At 74.5% G+C, this 19,903-nt stretch carries 23 protein-coding genes; 16 read left to right on the top strand and 7 right to left on the bottom strand.

Going from position 1 to position 19,903, the window contains the following annotated elements; genetic code table 11:
• Positions 1-208: 208 nt before the first annotated feature.
• Complete coding sequence (gene purE, locus PP1_RS21480; RefSeq protein ID WP_010225126.1) at positions 209-730, bottom strand: 5-(carboxyamino)imidazole ribonucleotide mutase; 522 nt, start codon at positions 728-730, stop codon at positions 209-211.
• A complete protein-coding gene (locus PP1_RS21475) occupies positions 730-1,938 on the bottom strand; it encodes a 5-(carboxyamino)imidazole ribonucleotide synthase (RefSeq protein WP_010225128.1) in 1,209 nt (402 codons plus the stop codon). The genes purE and PP1_RS21475 overlap by 1 nt, the downstream gene beginning before the upstream one ends.
• A gap of 64 nt (positions 1,939-2,002) precedes the next feature.
• Here PP1_RS21475 and PP1_RS21470 point away from each other — a divergent pair, with 64 nt between their 5' ends.
• From PP1_RS21470 to PP1_RS21455, 4 genes are all read left to right on the top strand, one after another.
• Complete coding sequence (locus PP1_RS21470) at positions 2,003-2,512, top strand: GtrA family protein (protein ID WP_010225131.1); 510 nt, start codon at positions 2,003-2,005, stop codon at positions 2,510-2,512.
• Between the two features lie 84 nt (positions 2,513-2,596).
• Positions 2,597-4,567: a serine hydrolase domain-containing protein gene (locus PP1_RS21465; RefSeq protein WP_010225133.1), complete on the top strand. Its 1,971-nt coding sequence runs from the start codon at positions 2,597-2,599 to the stop codon at positions 4,565-4,567.
• A gap of 40 nt (positions 4,568-4,607) precedes the next feature.
• Entirely contained in the window at positions 4,608-5,900 is a 1,293-nt protein-coding gene (locus tag PP1_RS21460; protein ID WP_139323958.1) for a sensor histidine kinase, read from the top strand.
• Complete coding sequence (locus PP1_RS21455) at positions 5,897-6,571, top strand: response regulator transcription factor (protein ID WP_010226365.1); 675 nt, start codon at positions 5,897-5,899, stop codon at positions 6,569-6,571. The genes PP1_RS21460 and PP1_RS21455 overlap by 4 nt, the downstream gene beginning before the upstream one ends.
• On the opposite strand, the gene PP1_RS21450 is transcribed toward PP1_RS21455, so the two are convergent.
• Positions 6,568-7,842, bottom strand: coding sequence for an ATP-binding protein (locus PP1_RS21450; RefSeq protein ID WP_010226366.1), 1,275 nt, complete (start codon positions 7,840-7,842; stop codon positions 6,568-6,570). The genes PP1_RS21455 and PP1_RS21450 overlap by 4 nt on opposite strands.
• Positions 7,843-8,007: 165 nt before the next feature.
• Between PP1_RS21450 and PP1_RS21445 the strand changes: the two genes are divergently transcribed.
• The gene (locus tag PP1_RS21445) at positions 8,008-8,307 is read left to right on the top strand and encodes a hypothetical protein (protein WP_010226367.1); all 300 of its coding nucleotides are present in this window, start codon (positions 8,008-8,010) and stop codon (positions 8,305-8,307) included.
• Here the strand turns inward: PP1_RS21445 and PP1_RS21440 are convergent.
• Positions 8,294-8,950: a response regulator transcription factor gene (locus PP1_RS21440; protein ID WP_029239298.1), complete on the bottom strand. Its 657-nt coding sequence runs from the start codon at positions 8,948-8,950 to the stop codon at positions 8,294-8,296. The two genes, PP1_RS21445 and PP1_RS21440, sit on opposite strands and share 14 nt — an antisense overlap.
• A 65-nt stretch (positions 8,951-9,015) precedes the next feature.
• On the opposite strand from PP1_RS21440, the gene PP1_RS21435 reads away from it, so the two are divergent.
• On the top strand, positions 9,016-9,840 hold the full coding sequence (locus tag PP1_RS21435) for an inositol monophosphatase family protein (RefSeq protein WP_010226369.1): 825 nt from the start codon (positions 9,016-9,018) through the stop codon (positions 9,838-9,840).
• Positions 9,833-10,294: a MaoC family dehydratase gene (locus PP1_RS21430; protein WP_010226370.1), complete on the top strand. Its 462-nt coding sequence runs from the start codon at positions 9,833-9,835 to the stop codon at positions 10,292-10,294. The genes PP1_RS21435 and PP1_RS21430 overlap by 8 nt, the downstream gene beginning before the upstream one ends.
• Here PP1_RS21430 and PP1_RS21425 read toward each other — a convergent pair.
• From PP1_RS21425 to PP1_RS21415, 3 genes are all read right to left on the bottom strand, one after another.
• On the bottom strand, positions 10,282-11,217 hold the full coding sequence (locus PP1_RS21425; protein WP_010226373.1) for a hydroxymethylglutaryl-CoA lyase: 936 nt from the start codon (positions 11,215-11,217) through the stop codon (positions 10,282-10,284). The genes PP1_RS21430 and PP1_RS21425 overlap by 13 nt on opposite strands.
• Positions 11,214-11,840 carry a PH domain-containing protein gene (locus PP1_RS21420; RefSeq protein WP_010226375.1) on the bottom strand — a complete coding sequence of 209 codons (627 nt, stop codon included), beginning with the start codon at positions 11,838-11,840 and terminating at the stop codon, positions 11,214-11,216. The genes PP1_RS21425 and PP1_RS21420 overlap by 4 nt, the downstream gene beginning before the upstream one ends.
• Positions 11,841-11,909: 69 nt before the next feature.
• On the bottom strand, positions 11,910-12,779 hold the full coding sequence (locus PP1_RS21415) for a biotin--[acetyl-CoA-carboxylase] ligase (RefSeq protein ID WP_010226377.1): 870 nt from the start codon (positions 12,777-12,779) through the stop codon (positions 11,910-11,912).
• 143 nt (positions 12,780-12,922) lie between these two features.
• Here PP1_RS21415 and PP1_RS21410 point away from each other — a divergent pair, with 143 nt between their 5' ends.
• The 9 genes from PP1_RS21410 (at position 12,923) to PP1_RS21370 (ending at position 19,757) form a co-directional block, all read left to right on the top strand.
• On the top strand, positions 12,923-14,563 hold the full coding sequence (locus PP1_RS21410; RefSeq protein WP_029239302.1) for an acyl-CoA carboxylase subunit beta: 1,641 nt from the start codon (positions 12,923-12,925) through the stop codon (positions 14,561-14,563).
• On the top strand, positions 14,563-14,811 hold the full coding sequence (locus tag PP1_RS21405) for an acyl-CoA carboxylase epsilon subunit (RefSeq protein WP_075314685.1): 249 nt from the start codon (positions 14,563-14,565) through the stop codon (positions 14,809-14,811). The genes PP1_RS21410 and PP1_RS21405 overlap by 1 nt, the downstream gene beginning before the upstream one ends.
• Positions 14,812-14,966: 155 nt before the next feature.
• Positions 14,967-15,452 (top strand): hypothetical protein, encoded by a 486-nt coding sequence (locus PP1_RS21400; RefSeq protein WP_010224182.1) that lies wholly within the window; start codon positions 14,967-14,969, stop codon positions 15,450-15,452.
• 21 nt (positions 15,453-15,473) lie between these two features.
• Positions 15,474-16,646: a sensor histidine kinase gene (locus tag PP1_RS21395; protein WP_010224180.1), complete on the top strand. Its 1,173-nt coding sequence runs from the start codon at positions 15,474-15,476 to the stop codon at positions 16,644-16,646.
• On the top strand, positions 16,643-17,296 hold the full coding sequence (locus tag PP1_RS21390; protein WP_029239140.1) for a response regulator: 654 nt from the start codon (positions 16,643-16,645) through the stop codon (positions 17,294-17,296). The genes PP1_RS21395 and PP1_RS21390 overlap by 4 nt, the downstream gene beginning before the upstream one ends.
• 10 nt (positions 17,297-17,306) lie before the next feature.
• Complete coding sequence (locus PP1_RS21385) at positions 17,307-17,936, top strand: Maf family protein (RefSeq protein ID WP_010224176.1); 630 nt, start codon at positions 17,307-17,309, stop codon at positions 17,934-17,936.
• Positions 17,933-18,391, top strand: coding sequence for a nuclear transport factor 2 family protein (locus tag PP1_RS21380; RefSeq protein ID WP_010224174.1), 459 nt, complete (start codon positions 17,933-17,935; stop codon positions 18,389-18,391). Before PP1_RS21385 ends, PP1_RS21380 begins: the two co-directional genes overlap by 4 nt.
• A gap of 29 nt (positions 18,392-18,420) precedes the next feature.
• The gene (locus tag PP1_RS21375) at positions 18,421-19,311 is read left to right on the top strand and encodes a sulfurtransferase (RefSeq protein ID WP_010224172.1); all 891 of its coding nucleotides are present in this window, start codon (positions 18,421-18,423) and stop codon (positions 19,309-19,311) included.
• Positions 19,308-19,757: a SufE family protein gene (locus PP1_RS21370; RefSeq protein ID WP_010224170.1), complete on the top strand. Its 450-nt coding sequence runs from the start codon at positions 19,308-19,310 to the stop codon at positions 19,755-19,757. Before PP1_RS21375 ends, PP1_RS21370 begins: the two co-directional genes overlap by 4 nt.
• Positions 19,758-19,903 lie beyond the last annotated feature (146 nt).

Below are 19,903 nucleotides of genomic sequence, written 5' to 3'. Positions count from 1 at the left end.
TCACGGGTGACCGTCGGGAACTCGCCGGCACCACACCGGCTTCCACGACCGTCTCTCCGGACGGGTTCTCCCCGCCGGAGCAGAACGTGGTGCTAGCTGACGGCCACCTCACGTGTCCTGCTGTAGCTCATCTGCTGGACCACCTCCTTTCCCGTGTACCGACACCGTACGCACGTGATCGGCGACGACGCCACGGGAAATTCTCCGTTCACTCCTCGCCGCGGGCGGTGGCGCGCAGGGCGGCGTCCTTGTCGAGCACGCTCCGCTCCAGGTCGGCCTGGTACTCGAGCATCGCCGCGCGCAGCGACTCGTCCCCGGCCCCGAGGATCCGGACCGCGAGCAGCCCGGCGTTGCGGGCGTTGCCGACGGCGACGGTCGCGACCGGCACCCCGGCCGGCATCTGCACGATCGACAGCAGCGAGTCGAGCCCGTCGAGGTACTTCAGCGGCACCGGGACGCCGATCACCGGCAGCGGCGTCGCGGCGGCGACCATGCCGGGCAGGTGCGCGGCGCCGCCGGCCCCCGCGACGATGGCCTGCAGGCCGCGGTCGGCGGCCGACGCGGCGTAGTCGAGCATCCGCTGCGGGGTCCGGTGCGCCGAGTAGACACCGACCTCCCACGGCACACCGAACTCGTCCAGCGCGGCCCCGGCGGCACTCATCACGGGCCAGTCGGAGTCGCTGCCCATGACGACGCCGACGCGCGGGGACGCGGGGGTGGGAGCGGCCATCAGGAGTCCTCTCGGGGGTCGTCGCCGTGCACCGACCAGCCGTCGGCCCAGGTCGCGGTGGCCAGCCAGGTCGCGGCCAGCTCGGCACGCCCGCGCACCGCGGGCTCGTCGGTGCCCAGCACGGTCACGTGACCGATCTTGCGGGCCGGGCGCCCGTCCTTCGCGTAGAGGTGCACCTTCGCGTCCGGGAAGCGGGCGAAGCAGTGGTGCAGCCGCTCGTCCATCGACATCGCGGGCTCCTCCGGCGCGCCCAGCACGTTGGCCATCACCGCGACCGGCGCGACCGGGGCCGTCGAGCCGAGCGGGTAGTCGAGGACCGCGCGCAGGTGCTGCTCGAACTGCGACGTCGTCGAGCCCTCGATCGTCCAGTGCCCGGAGTTGTGCGGCCGCATCGCCAGCTCGTTGACGACGACCTCCCCGGCCCCGGTCTCGAACAGCTCGACCGTCATCAGCCCGGTCACGCCGAGCTCCTCGGCGATCCGCAGCGCGAGCCCCTGGATCCGGGCGGCGGCGTCGGGGTCCAGGCCCGGCGCGGGCGCGGTGACCCGGGCGCACTGCCCGTCGACCTGCAGGGTCTCCACCACCGGCCAGGCGGCGGCCTGGCCGAACGGCGAGCGGGCGACGCTCGCGGCCAGCTCGCGGGTCATCGGCACCGCTGACTCGGCCATCAGCGGGGTACCGCTCTCCAGCAGGTCGGCGACCAGCGCGTCGGTCTCCGGTCCGCCGGAGCGCAGGAACCAGACCCCGCGGCCGTCGTACCCGCCGCGGACCGCCTTGAGCACGACCGGCCAGCCGTGCTCGTCGCCGAACCCGGACACGTCCGACGGCGCGGTGACCGCGGTGAACGCCGGGACCGGCAGGCCCATCCCCGACAGCCGCCTGCGCATCACCAGCTTGTCCTGGGCGTGCACCAGCGCCTCCGGCGACGGGCGCAGCGGGATCCCGGCGGCGGCGAGCGGCGCGAGCACCTCCTGCGGGACACCCTCGTGGTCGAAGGTGACCGCGGAGCAGCCGGTGGCGAGCTCGCGGAGCGCGGCGCCGTCGTCCGGGTCGCCGATCACGACGTCCGGCGTCACCCGGGCGGCCGGGTCGGTGCCCGACGCCGCCAGGACGCGCAACGTCTGGCCCAGCGCGACGGCGGCCTGGGCGGTCATCCGGGCGAGCTGGCCCCCACCGACCATGCCCACCGTGGGCACGTTGCCGGGCATCGGGCTCCTCGACGTCTCAACCCTCTCCACGAGACGGGAAGCCTAATCTGGCACGATCTCGGGAGTGACGGTGGTGGACGCGACGCTCCGGCGAATCCCCCAGCCGTACCGCGACAAGGCCATCAAGCACCGGGAACTCATCAAGTTCCTGATGGTCGGCGGCACCACGTGGGTGATCGACACGGCGGTGTTCCTGCTGCTGAAGGCCTTCGTGCTCGACACCAAGCCGGTGACGGCGAAGGTGATCGCGGTGCTGGTGGCGACGATCGTCTCGTACGTCCTGAACCGGGAGTGGTCGTTCCGCACCCGGGGCGGGCGCGACCGGCACCACGAGGCCGCCCTGTTCTTCCTGATCAGCGGGGTCGGCGTCGCGGTCTACTCGGCGCCGCTGTGGGTCTCCCGCTACGTGTTCGAGCTGCAGGTCCCGGTCGTGTCGCTGGTCACCCAGGAGTTCTCCGACTTCGTCGCGGGCCAGATCGTCGGCACCCTGGTCGGGATGGCGTTCCGCTGGTGGGCGTTCCGCCGGTTCGTCTGGCCGGACCAGTTCGTGCGGCGCCAGCCCCCACCCGCGTAGCACCCCGCCTCCTCCGGAGGTCGGAGACCGGAGTGCCGTCGCAGGCCCGATGTGCCCGGCCGCGCCGCCGGACAGGCTCGTCACATGACGATCTCCCGACGGGCACGGCTGCTGGCCGCCGCCCTCTGCGCCGTCGCGCTCCCGGTCCTGACCGGGTGCGCCGCGGCCGCACCCGCGGTCCCGCCCGGGCCGCCGCCCGCCGCGACCGCACCGCTCACGTCCGCCGACGTCAGCGCCTGGCTGGACGGCATGGTCCCGGCCGCCCTGGACCGCACGGGGATCGCCGGGGCGGCGGTCACCGTCGTCCGGGACGGCGAGGTGGTCGCCGCCCGCGGCTACGGCGTCGCCGGCGACGACGGGGCCCCGGTCGACCCGGCCGCCACGCTGTTCCGGGTCGGGTCGGTCTCGAAGGTCGCGACCGCGGTCGCGGTGCTGCAGCAGGTCGAGCAGGGCCGGATCGACCTCGACGCCGACGTCCGGCGGTACCTGGACTTCCCGCTGCCCCTGCGGTTCGAGCCGCCGGTCACGATGCGGCACCTGCTCACCCACACCGCGGGCTTCGAGGAGCGGGTGCGCGGGATGATCGTGTTCGACGGCGACCCGGGCCCGGTGCGCGACACCGTCGCCACCGACCCCCCGGAGCAGGTCTTCGCCCCGGGCACCACGCCCGCGTACTCGAACTACGGCTACTCGCTGGCCGGACACGTCGTCGAGCGGGTGACCGGGGAGCCGTTCGCGCAGTACGTCCAGCACGCGGTGCTGGACCGCGCGGGCATGACGTCGTCGACGTTCACGCAGCCGCTCCCACCCCGGCTCGCCGGCCGGGTCGCCGACGGGTACGCCGCCGCGGGCACGCCCGCGATCGGCTTCGAGAGCTTCCGGGACGTACCCGCCGGGGCGCTCACCGCTCCCGCGACCGACCTGGCCCGGTTCGCGTCCTCCCTGCTCGGCACCGGGACCCCGCTGCTGGCCCCGCAGACCCTGGCCCTCATGCAGCGCCCCGCCCTGGACGCGGGCACCCTGGGCCCGCTGGCCGAGGGCCCGCGGATGACACTGGGCCTGTTCGACGAGGGGCGCGACGGGCGCACCGTCCTGGGGCACGGCGGGGACACCACGGCGTTCCACTCCCACCTGCAGCTGCACCCGGAGCAGCGGGTCGGCGTGTTCGTGACGCTGAACGGCACCGGCCGTGCCCCGGCGGACAGTCTGCAGCTGCGCTCGGCGCTGCTCGACGGGTTCACCGACCGGTACGTGCCCGCGCCCGCCACCGTGCCCGCGGAGACCACCGTGCCCGCGGAGCCCGGGCCGGGCGCGGCCGAGCGGGCCGCCGCCGTCGCCGGTCGCTACGAGAGCGCGCGGTCGCCGTTCAGCACGTTCCTCGACGTCCTGAACCTCATGGGCCAGACGCGGGCGTCGGCCGGGCCGGACGGCACGCTGGTCCTGTCCCCCGGCGTCGCGCGGACCGAGCCGGTCGTCTACCGGGAGATCCGGCCGTGGGTCTGGCAGGAGGCGGGCGGGGAGCAGGTCGTGTCGGCACGCACCGAGGACGACCGGGTCACGGCGCTCGGCGCGGAGTCGGCGTTCACGCTGCTGCGCACCACGCCCGTGCGGGACTCCGCGGTCGTGCTGCCGGTGCTCGCCGCCTCGGTCGTGCTGCTGCTGGGGGCCCTCGTGGCGTGGCCCGCCGGCGCGCTGGCCCGCCGCCGGTACGGCGTCGTGGCGCCGGTGTCCCCGGGCCGCACGGACCGGGTCGCCACCGGCCTGACCCGGCTCGGCGCGGGGTGCGCCGTCGTCGCGGTCGCCGGGTGGGCGGCGGTGGTCGGCGCCGTGTCCGGCCTCGTCGACGTCCCGGTGCCGGTGCTGTACGGGATGCAGGCGCTGCAGTGGGTGGCGACCGGCGCGACGGTGGCCGCCGCGGTCGCGGTGGTCACCGGCGCCCGCGGCGGCATCGGCCGGTCCCGGACCGCCGGACGGGTCCTGGTGCTGCTCGGGCTCGCCGGGACGGCCTGGGTGGCCCTCGCGTTCGGGCTGCTCACGCCCGACCTCGGCTACTGATCGTTCTACGATCGTGCTGCCCGAACGGAGACCGCACGCCATGACCGTCCCCGCACCGCCCGCCGGCCGCCTCGCCGTGCGTGCCGACCGCGCGCTCACCGCGGCCGGGCTGACCGGACCGTTCCGGCGGGACGCCGCGCTCGCCGTGCTGCTGGCCGCGGTCACGGTGCTGCTGCTGGCGGTGGCCTCGGCCGATCCGGTCGTCACCGACCTGGTGGGCCCGGTGCCCGCCACCGTCCAGGCCCTCGTGGCGGGCCAGACCCTGCTGCTGTGCCTGCGCCGGGTCGCGCCGGGTTCCTGCCTGATGCTGGTGGCGGTGGCCCAGGCCGCCCTGTCGCTGCTCGCACCGCTGGAGGTGACGGTCCGCGGGCCCGCCACCGCCGTGGCGGCCTACACCTGCGGGACCGCGCTCCCCGCCCGGCGTACCGGCCGGCTGGTGGCCCTCGCGGCCCTGGCCGAGACCGGCGGGATCGTCCTCGCGGCGGCCCGGGCCGGCGGGGTGACGGGATCGACGCCGGCCGAGGTCGTCTCGGGGGTCGCGGTGCTCGCCGTCGGCGCGCTCGCCGGGTCGTGGGTCGCGACCCGGCGCCGCTACCTGGAGCTGGTCGAGCTGCGGGCGGGCGAGGCCGTCGCCGTACAGCGGGCCCGGGCCGACGCGGCCGTCCGGCGGGAACGGACGCGGATGGCCCGCGAGCTCCACGACATCGCCGCCCACCACCTGTCCGCGATGGTCGTGCAGGCCGGCGTGGTGGAGCAGCTCGTCGAGCGCGACCCGCCGACGGCCCGGCGCACGGCGGGCGAGCTGCGGCAGCAGGGCCGGCGCACGCTGCGCGACCTGCGCACGGTCGTCGGGACGTTGCGGGAGCCGGGCGTCGTCGAGGACCCCGGCACGGACGCGCCCGTCCCCGGCCTGGCCGGACTGGACCGGCTGGTGGACCAGGTACGCGCGCTCGGGACCCCGGTCGTCCTGGAGTGCCGCGGCGAGCAGCCGGCTCCGGCGCCGATCGCCGACGTCACCTGCCACCGGGTCGTGCAGGAGGCGCTGGCCAACGCGCGTGAGCACGCGCCGGGGGCCGCGGTCCGGGTCGCCGTCACCACGGCGCCCGGCCGGGTGCTCGTCGAGGTCGAGAACGACCCGCCGCTGTCCCCGGCGGCCGCCCGGGAGCCCCGGGACGGCACGCGCGGGTACGGGCTGGTCGGCATGCGGGAGCGGGCGCAGCTGGTGGGGGCCACGTTCGAGGCCGGTCCGACGAGGGAGGGCGGGTGGCGGGTCCGGCTCGCGGTCCCCGTCGAGCAGGACGAGCCGGACACGACGACGGAGGGCACGGCGTGATCAGGGTGGTGCTGGCCGACGACCAGTCGGTCGTCCGGGCCGGGTTCCGGGTGTTCCTGGAGCTGGCGGGGGACGTCGAGGTCGTCGGCGAGGCGGCCGACGGCCCGGGCGCGGTCCGCCTGGCCCGCGAGCTCGCCCCGGACGTCGTCTGCATGGACGTCCGGATGCCCGGCGGCAACGGACTGGCCGCGACCCGGGAGATCGTCTCCGGGCCGGCTCCGGCGCCGGCGGTGCTCGTCGTGACGACCTTCGACCTGGACGAGTACGTGTTCGGTGCGCTGGAGGCGGGGGCCGGCGGGTTCGTGCTCAAGGACACCGGCCCGGACGACCTGGTGCACGCCGTCCGCAGGCTGGCCGCCGGGTACGGCCTGGTCGACCACGCCGTCACCCGGCGGGTGATCACCGAGTTCGCACGCCGCAGGCCCGCCCCGGACGAGCTGCCCCCGGTCCCCGTCACCCCGCTCACCCCGCGGGAGTCCGAGATCGTGCGGCTGCTCGCCCGCGGGATGTCCAACGCGGAGATCGCCGACGAGCTGGTCGTCGAGCTCAGCACCGTGAAGTCGCACCTCGGGCGGGCCATGGCCAAGATCGGTGCCCGGGACCGGGTGCAGACCGTCGTGTGGGCCTACCGCAGCGGGATCGCGGACGTCCCCGGCCGGCCCGGCGCCTAACGCGGCCCGGTGCGGTCGGCGGGCGAGGCGGTGGCGGCGACGTCGTCGGTGCGTGCGGCAGGCAGGTAGATCCGGAACACCGGCGGCCGGGCCCGGTACAGCTCCAGCCGCCCGCCGTCGGCCTCGATCAGGGTCCGGGCCAGCGCGAGCCCCAGACCGGTGGACGACTGCGCGGACACGCCGCGGTCGAACACGTGGGGCACGAGCTCCTCCGGCACCCCGGGCCCGGTGTCGGATACCTCCACCTGCAGGGAGTTGTCACCGGTCCGCGCGGTGATCGTCACGGTGCCGTCGCCGTGCTGCAGGGCGTTGTCGACGAGCGCGCCGACGGCCTCCCGCAGCCGGGCGGCGGTGACCCGGGCGAGCATCCCCTCGGGCACCCGCAGCCGCAGCGAACGGCCGGCCGCCGTGAGGGGCTCCCGCCACTCCCCGGCGGCGGCCTCGATCGCCTCGGACAGGTCCACCGGCTCCGCGCCGACCGCGCGGGCGGCACGGGCCGACTGGAGCAGGTCGTCGAGGACGCCGGTCAGCCGCTCGGTCTGCTCCAGCGCGGCCAGTGCCTCGCGACGGGCGTCCGGGTCGGGATGGGTGGACAGCTCGTCGAGCCGCAGCTGCAACGCGGTGATCCGGCTGCGGAGCTGGTGCGAGACGTCGCCGACCAGCGACCGCTCGCGTTGCAGCAGCTGGGACAGCGCCGTCGCCGACGAGTCGAGCACCTCGGACACGCGGTCCAGCTCGGCGATGTCGTAGCGCGCCGGGGCCCGCCGGAAGTCCCCGGCGCCGAGGCGGGCGGCGCGGGCCGCGAGGTCGCGCAACGGGTCGGACAGCCGCCGCGCGGTGTAGATCGCGACGCCGGTGCCCACCGTGACCGAGAACCCGACCAGCAGCACGACGACGCCGACCACCTGGGTCTGCTGCGACCGCATGACGGCGGTCGGCTGGGCCAGCGTGACCGTCCCGCCGGGACCGAACGGCAGCTGCTCCTCGACCGGGTCGACGACGACGTCGGCGCCGAAGACGAGCGGGGGCCCGTCAGGCGTGACGATGGTGAGCCTGCTGTTCGGCGGGATCGCGGCCTGGACGACGTTGACCGGTGGGCTGTCGCTGTCGACGTCCTCGAGGGTCTTGGTGAGCGACTCGAGGCGCTGGGTGAGCTCGGCACGGGTGAAGTCCTCCACCAGCTGCCAGGTGGCCAGCGCCAGCGGCCCACCGAGGAACAGGGCCGTCACCGCGACGGTGAGCAGCGTGGAGACGAGGATCCGGCGGCGCACGATCCGTGAATCTAGTGGATAGGCATCCGACGCACCGGGAATCGATCAGCCGGGGATCAGGACGACAATTACCCCGGTTCCGATGATTGACGCAATTCTGCCGATGGCGATACCTTCTCCCGCCCTCGACCTCGGTCCTCGGGTGTCCGGTACTGGGGAGGACGTGTGGGAGCACGCCGCCCGTTCCTCGGTCACGTCGTGGTCGCCCTCGCCGCGACCGCGGGCGCCGTGCTGCCGGGAGCCGTGGACCCGGATGGCCCGGGCGAGTACATCCGGAACTACTCGACACAGTCGAGCTGCCACATCCGCGGCGAGTCGATGGCGCACCGGAATCCGCTGAAATGGTCCGGATGGATCTGCGTCGCCGACGGGGGCGGCCCGTCCGACCCCAGCACGTGGGCGCTCTACCTGACCCCGCGCCACCTGACCCCGCACTGGCACGGCCGGCCGTTCAGTCGTGGTTGAAGCGGAACCCCACGCCGCGCACGGTGGCGATCCGCTTCTCGCCGCCGATCTTGCGGCGCAGCCAGGACATGTGCATGTCCAGGGTCTTCGACGACTTCATGTCCGCGTCACCCCACACCGAGTGCAGGATCTCCTCGCGGGTCACGACCTGCCCCGAGTGCAGCATCAGCACCCGCAGCAGCTCGAACTCCTTGTTGGCGAGGGTCACCTCCTCGCCGTCGAGCAGGACCCGCCGGCCGGAGAGCTCCATCCGGAGACCCCCGACCTCGACGACGTCCTGGGTGCGCCGGCGCAGCAGTGCCCGGACCCGGGCCAGCAGCTCGGCGAGCCGGAACGGCTTTGAGACGTAGTCGTCGGCGCCGGCGTCGAGCCCCACCACGAAGTCCACCTCGTCGGTGCGCGCGGTGAGCATCAGGACCGGCAGGTCCGCCTGGGTCGCCCGGACCCGGCGACACACCTCGAGGCCGTCCATCCCGGGCAGGCCCAGGTCGAGGACGAGCAGGTCCACCGGATCACCGGTGACCCGTTCCAGGGCCGCGACTCCGTCGGCGACGACCTCGACGTCGTAGCCCTCGCGCTGCAGGGCGCGGGACAACGGCTCGGCGATCGCCGCGTCGTCCTCGGCCAGAACCACGGTGGTCATCTCGCTCAGCATAGGACTCCGGGTGCCCGGAACCGTGTCGGTGCGAACTGGCATGCTCGCCGAACGTGGACCCCGAGCCGAACGTGCCCGCCGACCCGAGTGATCTCGATCTCGCGCTGCGGCTGGCGGACCTCGCCGACGCCATCACCCTGCCCCGGTTCCGGGCCGCCGACCTGCGGGTCACCCGGAAGCCGGACCGCACGCCCGTCACCGACGCCGACACCTCCGCGGAGGACGCGATCCGCGCCGCGCTCGGCCACGAGCGCCCGCGCGACGCGATCCTCGGCGAGGAGCGCGGCGGCGACGTCGACGGAGCCCGCGCGGCCGGTCGCGGCTGGGTGATCGACCCGATCGACGGCACCAAGAACTTCTCCCGCGGCGTCCCCGCCTGGGCGACGCTGATCGCGCTCGTCGTCGACGGCGTCCCGGTGGCCGGGGTCGTGAGCGCGCCGGCGCTGCAGCGGCGCTGGTGGGGCTCGGCGGGGGCCGGGGCGTGGGCCCGGGACCTGCCGTCCGGGACACCGCGCCGGATCGCGGTGTCCGGGGTCGCCGACCTCGCCGACGCCTACGTCTCCACCACGAACCAGGACACCTTCCGCACCGAGCCCGGCCCCGTCCCCCGGGACGGCTGGACCCGGCTCACCGAGGCGTGCTGGGAGTCCCGCGGGTTCGGCGACTTCTGGCAGCACGTGCTGGTCGCCGAGGGCGTCCTCGACGTGGCGGTGGAGCCGGCCGCGAACCCGTGGGACCTGGCCGCACCGGCCGTCGTCGTCGCCGAGGCCGGTGGGCGGCTCACCGACCTGACCGGGGAGCCGACCTGGTCCGGCGGGCACGGACTGACCAGCAACGGCCTCCTGCACGACACCGTCGTGGAGGTGCTCCGTGGCTGAGATCCACTTCGAGGACCTCGCCCCGGGCACCGTCTTCGACCTGGGCACAGCGCTGGTGGACCGCGAGGAGATGATCGCGTTCGCCCGCCGGTTCGACCCGCAGCCGTTCCACCTCGACCCGGAGGCCGGGCGGGCCTCGGTGTTCGGGGACCTGGCCGCGTCCGGCTGGTTCACCGCGGGTCTGTGGATGCGCGCCTACGTCGACAACCTGCTCAGCCGTTCGGCCGGGCTCGGGTCACCGGGCGGCGACGAGGTCTCCTGGCCGGCGCCGGTGTTCGCCGGGGACGAGCTGCGGGCCGCGATGGAGGTGCTCGACGCGCGGGTCTCCCGGAGCCGTCCGGAGCTGGGCCTGATCACGCTGCGCGGGACGATGACCCGGGTCTCCGACGACGTGCTCGTCTACCGGTCCCGGTTCGTCGGGATGTACGGGCTCCGCGAGCCTCAGTCCTCCTGAGCGAGCGCCGTGACCACCCGCGACGGCGACGGGCGCCCCAGGTGCCCGGCCATCCAGACGCTGGTGTCGACCAGCTTCCGCAGGTCGGCGCCGTGGTCGATGCCGAGACCGTCGAGCATCCACACCAGGTCCTCGGTGGCGAGGTTGCCGGTGGCGGACCCGGCGTACGGGCAGCCGCCGAGGCCGCCCGCGCTGGCGTCGACCGTCGTCACGCCGTGCCGCAGTGCGGCCAGGGTGTTGGACAGCGCCTGTCCGTAGGTGTCGTGGAAGTGCACGGCGAGCCGGTCGGTCCCGATGCCACGGCCCACGCAGGCGTCGAGCACCGCCCCGACGTGCGCCGGGGTCGCGACCCCGATCGTGTCGCCCAGCGAGAGCTGGTCGCAGCCCATCTCCATCAGCCGGGCGCCGACCGCGGCGGCCTGGTCCGGGTCGACCCCGCCCTCCCACGGGTCGCCGAACACCATCGACACGTAGGCCCGCACCCGCAGTCCCTCCCGCACCGCCCGGGTGACGGTCGGGGAGAACATCGCGAACTGGTCGTCGAGCGTGCGGTTGAGGTTGCGCTTCGCGAACGTCTCCGTGGCGGAGGCGAACACGGCGACGTGGTCGCAGCCCGCCTCGATCGCACGGTCCAGCCCGCGCTCGTTCGGGGTGAGCACGGGGTAGTCGAGTCCGTCACGCCGGTCCAGGACGGCGAGCAGCTCCGCGGCGTCGGCGAGCTGGGGCACCCACCTCGGGTGCACGAAGCTGGTCGCCTCCAGCGTGCGCAGCCCGGCGTCGGCGAGCCGGTCGAGGAACTCGGCCTTCACCGCGACCGGGACGACGGCCTTCTCGTTCTGCAGGCCGTCCCGCGGGCCGACCTCGTAGATCTCGACCCGTTCCGGGAGCCCGGGGTCGCGCACGGTCACGGGCAGGCTCGTCATGACGCTGTCCTCTCCGGCACGGCCCGCGGTTCCTCCGTGCTCCCTCGCTGCGGTGGCTCGGCCATCCTGCCCCGGACCGCGGCGTCGGCGTGCCCCCGCAGGGCTGTGTGCTGCCTCTCCCGTTCCGCCGTGCGGCGGGTCTCGGCGAGCCGGCCGATCTCCCGGTGCAGCCGGGCCTGCACCCGCTCGACGGCGGAGACGTCGGCGAACCGCAGCCGCTCACCGGCGACGTCGAGCAGCAGGGTGCCGTAGCCGAGCACCCGCCCGGCCACCGTCGACCGGACGCGGACGGCGTCGATCCGGTCCACCGGGACGTCGAGGCCGTCCCGGCCGACGACGCCCTCCCGGACCAGGAACCGGTGGTTCGTGACGACCAGGTGCGAGCACCGCCACCGCAGGATCGGCAGGACGCTCCAGCGCAGCGCCGCGAGTGCCGCGACCGCGGCGAGCAGCGCCCAGGCGTACGGCGCCCAGGTCTGCAGCCGGACGACGGCGGCGCCGAACCCGGCGAGCGCCGTCAGCAGGACGAGGACGGCGGCCGGCCACAGGCACAGCCGCCAGTGCGGGCGTCCGTGCAGCACGAGACGCTCGTCGTCGTCGAGCGCGTCGTCCGGGAACGCCATGAGCCACACGGTAGGCCGGTCACCGGCGGCCGCGCCCGCGACGCGCGGAGCGGAACGCCCAGGTCAGCGCTACGGGTGATCCGCGGGACGCAGGTGCACGATGTCGCCGGCCGCCACCGCGACACGCTGCCCGCCGTCCGGGTGGACCAGCAGCCTGCCCTGCGGGTCGACGTCCTCGGCCATGCCGATCAGCTGGTCACCACCGGGCTTCTCGACCCGGACCCGGGCACCGAGGCTGGCGCAGCGGGACCGGTAGTCGCGCCGCAGACCCGACGCCTCGGCGTCGCCGCCGGCGTCGCGCCAGTCGGCCTCGCGCCGGTAGAGGTGGGCGAGCAGGGTCGTCGCGACCTCGGAGCGGGTCGCGGCGAGCCCGTGCGCGGCCAGCGACGTCGCCCCCCACGGCAGGTCGGTCGACGGCGTGGAGACGTTGAGCCCGATGCCCAGCACCACACCCGGCCCACCGCCGGAGACCGCCGTCATCTCGGCGAGGATCCCGGCCGCCTTGCCCAGCGACGGACCCGCGAGCAGGTCGTTCGGCCACTTCAGGGCCGCCGGCAGGTCCGGGGCCAGCTCGGCGATCGCGTCGATCAGCGCCACCCCGGCGAGCATCGGCAGCCAGCCGAGCCGGTCGGCGGGCACGCCCTCGGGGCGCCACAGCACCGACATCGTCAGGGCCGCGCCGGGCCGGGAGGTCCAGGTGCGGTCCAGCCGTCCACGACCGCGGACCTGCTCCTCGGCGATCAGCACGGAGCGGTCGGGGGCACCACGGCCTGCCTCGGCGAGCAGGTCGGCGTTGGTCGAACCGGTGGACCCGACCACGTCGAGCGCCGTCCAGCCACCCGCCGGACGGAGTACGGCCGTGCGCAGCGCGTAGACGTCCAAGCGGCCGTCGGTGTGGTCGTCGCACCCGCTCGGATCGGAGTTCGTCCCGGTCGTCATCACCGCGCACCGTAACCGTCGGGCACCGCAGCGTGGCCCACGGCAGGGACGCGGATCGGTAACGACTCACCGCGCCTCGCACGATCGGCTGCGGCGGACGTCACCCCTGATGATCGGCACCCACCGGGTTAGAGTCCGAGCCCATGAGCGCCGCAACGGAGCCGATGGCGACCCCGGACGACGGTGAAGCGACCCCGGACGTCCACACCACGGCGGGCAAGCTCGCCGACCTGTACCAGCGTTTCGACGACGCGATCCACGCCGGATCGGAGACCGCGGTCGAGCGGCAGCACGCGAAGGGGCGGCAGACCGCCCGCGAGCGCATCGACCAGCTGCTCGACCCCGGTTCGTTCGTCGAGCTCGACGCCCTGACCCGGCACCGGTCCACGAACTTCGGGATGCAGGAGAAGCGCCCGTTCGGTGACGGTGTCGTGACCGGGTCCGGGACGATCGACGGCCGACCGGTCGCCGTGTTCTCCCAGGACGCGACGGTGTTCGGCGGAGCGCTCGGCGAGGTCTACGGCGAGAAGATCGTCAAGGTCATGGACCTCGCCGAGAAGATCGGCTGCCCGATGATCGGGATCAACGACGGCGGCGGGGCCCGGATCCAGGAGGGCGTGGTCGCCCTCGGTCTGTACGGCGAGATCTTCACCCGCAACGTCCGCAGCTCCGGCGTGGTCCCGCAGATCTCGCTGATCATGGGCCCGTGCGCGGGCGGTGCGGTCTACTCCCCCGCCATCACCGACTTCACCGTGATGGTCGACGAGACCAGCCACATGTTCATCACCGGCCCGGACGTCATCAAGACCGTCACCGGTGAGGACGTCGACATGGAGGAGCTCGGCGGCGGCCGGGCGCACAACTCGAAGTCCGGCGTCGCGCACTACCTCGCCGGCGACGAGTCCGACGCGCTCGACTACGTCAAGCAGCTCCTCAGCTTCCTGCCGTCGAACAACCTGTCCGAGCCGCCGACGTTCCCGGCCCCGGAGCCGACCGAGGGCTCCATCACCGACGGGATCACCGACTCCGACAGCGAGCTCGACACGCTGATCCCGGACTCTCCGAACACCCCGTACGACATCCGCGAGGTCATCAACCGGGTCGTCGACGACGAGGACTTCCTCGAGGTCCAGGAGCTGTGGGCGCCGAACATCGTCGTCGGTTACGCCCGTATCGAGGGCAGCAGCGTCGGGATCGTCGCGAACCAGCCGACCCAGTTCGCCGGCTGCCTCGACATCGACGCCTCGGAGAAGGCCGCCCGGTTCGTGCGGACCTGCGACGCGTTCAACATCCCGGTGCTGACCTTCGTCGACGTGCCCGGCTTTCTGCCCGGCACCGACCAGGAGTGGAACGGCATCATCCGCCGCGGCGCGAAGCTGATCTACGCCTACGCCGAGGCGACCGTCCCGAAGGTCACCGTGATCACCCGCAAGGCCTACGGCGGCGCGTACGACGTGATGGGGTCCAAGCACCTCGGCGCGGACGTCAACATCGCCTGGCCGACCGCGCAGATCGCCGTCACCGGCGCGCAGGGTGCGGTGTCCATCCTGTACCGCAAGGAGCTCAAGGGCCTGGAGGGCGACGAGCTCGCCGCCCGGCGCGCGGAGCTGCAGCAGGACTACGAGGACACCCTCTGCAACCCCTACATCGCCGCCGACCGGGGCTACATCGACGCGGTCGTGCCGCCGTCGCACACCCGCGGCTACGTCGGCCGGGCGCTGCGGATGCTGTCCACCAAGCGGGAGCAGGGACCGACCCGCAAGCACGGGAACATCCCGCTCTGATGGCCGAGTCGCAGGAGACCGCCGAGGCCACCCCGGAGGAGCGGCGTGCGCTGTTCCGGGTCGTCCGGGGCACCCCCGCCGACGACGAGCTGGCCGCGCTGACCGCGGTCCTCGCCGCCGCGGCGAGCGCCGGCGGGCCGGCGGAGACGGAGCGGGCGCCGGACCTGTGGTCGCACCCCGCGGCCCAGCTCCGCGCCCCGCTGGTCGCGGGCCCCGGCGCCTGGCGCGCCTCCGGCCTGCCCCGCTGACCCACCCTCCGTCCCGCTCGCCGTGCGGCCCGGCCGCACCCGTTCGACGTGAACCGGACGGCTGATCTCCACCCCCGGGTGGAGGGCGGGGATCCACCCGGGATCGGCGCCCGGGCCGACGCGGACGGCGGGCCCCGCGGGCGATCGTCGTCGGCATGGATCCCACCTCGCTCGTCGTGACCGTCGCCGTCGTCGGCCTCGTCCTCTACAAGCAGTTCTCCGGCCGGTTCGTCGGCGGCCGCGACACGGTCCTGCCGTTCGTGGTCGTCGGGATCGGCCTGGTCACCCTGGCCACCGCGCACCCGGCCGTCACCGGGCCGGGGATCGCGCTGCTCGCCGCCGAGATCGTGCTCGCCGCCGGGCTGGGCGTGGTCCGCGGGTACGCGTTCCGGCTGGAGGCGCGGGACGGGTACCTCTTCCGCAGCGGCTCGGCCGCCCTGCTCGGGGCCTGGGCGCTGACGATCGCCGTCCGGATCGGCGCCGAGCTGCTGGGCGGGCCCGCCGGTGCGGGTGCCCTGATCGCGACGACGTCCGCGCTCGTCTTCGGGGCGAGCCTCGCCGTGCAGGCGGTCGTCCTGCGGCGCCGGGCCGCCGCGAGCGGGGTCCCGATCCGGCCGGGCCGGTCCCGGGCCGCCGCCTGAACCGTGTGCCAGGGTGAAACGGTGAACCCGGCGACGCCCCCGGGGCCCGGTGCCCGGCGCGAGTACGACCGCGCGCTGGGCACCGGGCTGCCGCGGCGACTGCTGTCGCTGTTCTGGCTGCCGGTGATCGTCGGGCTGCTGTTCCTCGTCCCCAACCAGCACGTCTCCCCGCCCTGGCTGTACGCCGGCCTGGTCCCGGCCGTCGGCGGGTGGCTGGTGTTCGCGTTCGTCCCGGCGCCGGGACAGCGGTGGACCGTCGCCACGGTCGTCGCCCTCGCGGCCGGCGGCCTGGTCCTGCTGTACGGCTCCGCCGGGTGGACGACGTCCGCGGCGTTCCCGCTGCTGGCCGCGTTCTGCGCGGGGATCCGGCTGCCCACCCGGCAGGCGGCCGTCCTCGGCGGGCTGGTCACCGTCGCCCTCGTGGTCGTCGTCGGGCCCTACGACTCGGTCTGGGACCCGATGCTCGTCGCCGGCACGACGATCGTCCTGATGCTGTTCGGGATGGCCCGCCGGGACGCCGCCCGTCGCGCCGAGGAGCACGAGCAGGCGCTCGTCGACGGTGCGCGGGCCCGTGAGGAGCACGCCCGCGCCGAGGCGATCGCCGACCGCGCGCGGGTCGCCCGCGACGTCCACGACGTGCTGGCGCACTCGCTGTCGGCGCTCGCCGTCCAGCTGCAGGGTGCCCGGCTGATGGCCCTGCGCGACGGCGCCGCCGAGGACACGATCGCGCAGATCGAGCGCGCGCAGCGGCTCGCCTCGGACGGCATCACCGAGGCCCGGCGCGCGGTGCGGGCACTGCGCGAGGGGCCGGGCCCGGTGGACCTGGCCGCCGAACTGCACGAGCTGGCGGCCGCCCACCCGGACGCGACCGTCCGCGTCGAGGACGGTCTGCGGCTGGGGCCGCGCGAGGGCGAGACGGTGCTGCGCACCGCGCAGGAGGCACTGAGCAACGCCCGCAAGCACGCACCGGGGGCACCGGTGACCGTGTCGCTGCGCACCCGCGACGGTGCCGCCGAGCTGGAGGTCCTCGACTCCGCGGGCGGCCCGCCCCCACCCGGCGACGGCGCCGGGTCCGGTCTCACCGGCATGGCCGAGCGTGCAGCGCTCGCCGACGCCGAGCTGGAGACCGGCCCGTCGGACGACGGGTGGCGGGTGTGGCTCCGGCTGCCGGCGGGCGGGAGGATCACCGGATGAGCGCGTTGCGGGTGGTGCTGGCCGACGACCAGCGGATCGTCCGGGACGGGCTCGCGACGGTGCTCGGGCTGCTGGACGGCATCGAGGTCGTCGGGACCGCGGCCGGCGGCGACGAGGCCGTCGAGCTCGTCGCGGCGCTGGCCCCGGACGTCCTGCTGACCGATCTGCGGATGCCCGCGGGCGACGGCGTGTCCGCGACCCGGCGGGTCCGGGAGGGCCGGTCGGGCACCGCCGTCGTCGTGCTCACGACCTACGTCGACGACGACGCCGTGGTCGACGCGATCGCCGCCGGTGCGTCCGGCTGGCTGTCCAAGGACGCCGACGCCGAGGCCATCGGCCGGGCGCTGCGCTCGGCAGCGGACGGGGTGTCCACCGTGGACGCCGCGGTGCTCGCCCGGCTGGTGGCGTCCCGCCCGGCCGGAGCGCCGGTCGCGGAGCGGGAGCCCCCGGACGGGCTCACCCCGCGCGAGGTCGAGGTGCTCGCGCTGATCGCGGAGGGGCTGTCGAACACCGAGATCGCCCGCCGGCTCGTGGTCGGCGAGGCAACGGTGAAGACGCACGTCAACCACCTGTTCGCGAAGGCCGGGCTGCGGGACCGCGCGCAGGCCGTCGGGTACGCCTACCGGCACGGACTCACGCGCGCCCGGTAGCGTCCGGCGGGTGCGCCTGGTCCTCGCCTCCGCCTCCCCCGCCCGCCTCGGAGTCCTCCGCGCCGCGGGCGCCGACCCGCTCGTCGAGGTCTCCGACGTCGACGAGGACGCCCTCCTCGCCGCCCACCAGGACGCCGACCCCGCCCGCACCGTGACGCTGCTGGCCGCCGCCAAGGCCGCCGCCGTCGCGGAGCGGATCGCCGGGGACCACCCGGACGCCGTGGTGATCGGCTGCGACTCCATGCTGCTCGTCGACGGCGACCTGGTCGGCAAGCCGCACGACGCCGAGACCGCACGACGCCGGTGGAAGGCGATGGCGGGCCGCGACGGCGAGCTGCTCACCGGGCACTCGGTGCTCCGGCTGTCCGGCGGCGCCGTCGTGCGGGAGGCCGAGGGCCACGCGGGCACCGGGGTGCGCTTCGCCGAGCCGACCGACGCCGAGCTCGACGCCTACCTCGCGAGCGGCGAGCCGCTGAAGGTCGCCGGGGCCTTCACACTGGACGGGCTGGGCGGGTGGTTCGTCGAGGGCATCGACGGCGACCCGTCGAACGTGATCGGGATCAGCCTCCCGCTGGTCCGCCGGCTGCTCGGCGGGATCGGCGTGAGCGTGGTCGACCTCTGGAGCAAGGAGAACCCGTGACCGACGAGTCGCGTCCCCCGTTCCCGCCGTTCGACGAGGCGTCCGCACGGGCGAAGGTGCTCGCCGCCGAGGCGGCCTGGAACACCCGGGACCCGCGGAAGGTGGCGCTCGCCTACACACCCGACACGGTGTGGCGGAACCGCGACACCTGGGTGCACGGTCGCGAGGAGGTCGTCGCGTTCCTGACCGCCAAGTGGGAGCGGGAGCTCGACTACGCGCTGCGCAAGTCGCTCTGGGCCTACCGGGGCGACCGGATCGCCGTCCGGTTCCAGTACGAGTGCCGGGACGCGAGCGGGCAGTGGTGGCGCTCCTACGGGAACGAGAACTGGGAGTTCGCGGAGAACGGCCTGATGCACCGGCGTGAGGCGAGCATCAACGACGTACGGATCGACGCGTCCGAGCGGCGCATCCACGGGCCGCGTGCCGAGGATGACGACTCCGACATCCCGGTGTGAGTGTCGGGCCCCGCGGTTACCCTCGCGCCATGGCTGTCGCGAACGACTCCGACCCGAAGCTCGCCGAGTACGCGCACCCCGAGCGCCTGGTCACCACGGACTGGCTGGCCGAGCACCTGAAGGATCCCGGCCTCGTGGTCGTGGAGTCCGACGAGGACGTCCTGCTCTACGAGACCGGCCACATCCCCGGCGCGGTGAAGGTCGACTGGCACACCGAGCTGAACGATCCCGTCACCCGCGACTACGTCGACGGCACCCGTTTCGCCGAGATCATGTCCGAGCGCGGGATCGGCCGGGACACCACGATCGTCGTCTACGGCGACAAGAACAACTGGTGGGCCGCCTACGCGCTGTGGGTGTTCCAGCTGTTCGGCCACGCCGACATCCGGCTGCTCGACGGCGGCCGCGCCAAGTGGATCGCCGAGGGCCGCGAGACCACCACCGACACGCCCTCCCCGCAGCCGGCCGACTACCCGGTCGTCGAGCGCGACGACGCGCGGATCCGTGCCTTCAAGGACGACGTGCTCGCCCACCTGGGCAAGCCGCTCGTCGACGTGCGCTCCCCGCAGGAGTACACGGGCGAGAAGCTGCACATGCCGGACTACCCGCAGGAGGGGGCCGTCCGCGGCGGCCACATCCCGGGCGCCGCGAGCGTGCCGTGGGCCCGCGCCGCCGCCGAGGACGGGTCCTTCAAGACCCGTGCCGAGCTGTCGGCGATCTACGAGCAGGAGCAGGGCCTGAAGCCCTCCGACGACGTCGTCGCCTACTGCCGGATCGGTGAGCGTTCCAGCCACACCTGGTTCGTGCTGACCTACCTGCTGGGCTTCGACTCGGTCCGCAACTACGACGGTTCCTGGACCGAGTGGGGCAACGCCGTGCGGGTCCCGATCGTGCAGGGTGAGGAGCGCGGGTCGGCGTGACGGACCGTACCGAGACGCTCCCCCCGGAGCTCGCCGAGCTGGTCGACGACTTCGCCGCCGTCGGCCCGAAGGACCGTCTGCAGCTGTTGCTGGAGCTGTCCCAGGAGCTGCCGGACCTGCCGGAGCGCTACGCCGACGCCGCGGACACGATGGAGCAGGTGCACGAGTGCCAGTCGCCGCTGTTCCTCACCGTCGAGGTCGACGACGGCGGTGACCGCCCGGTCCACCTGTTCTTCTCGGCGCCCAAGGAGGCACCGACGACCCGGGGCTTCGCGTCGATCATGTACACCGGCCTGGACGGGCAGCCGGCCGCGACGGTCCTGGCCGTCCCGGACGACTTCTACACCGATCTCGGCCTGGCCGAGGCCGTGAGTCCGCTGCGGCTCCGCGGTATCTCGGCGATGCTCGCCCGGATCAAGAACCAGGTCCGGGCCGCCACCGCCTGACCGGGCAGGACACCTCACGCCGACGGGCGGGGCCGCAGATGCGGCCCCGCCCGTTCGTCTCCGCGGAACCTCAAGTCTCGGTGAAATCGGATGGCCACCGCCGTGACCGGGCGCACACTACTTCGAACGACGAAGTGTCTCGTCGC

This window comes from Pseudonocardia sp. P1, from assembly GCF_000178675.2.
In the GTDB taxonomy this organism is placed as follows: Bacteria; Actinomycetota; Actinomycetes; order Mycobacteriales; family Pseudonocardiaceae; genus Pseudonocardia.
Note: the sequence above shows the minus strand (reverse complement) of the source record. Positions and strands in the feature narration are given on the sequence as shown.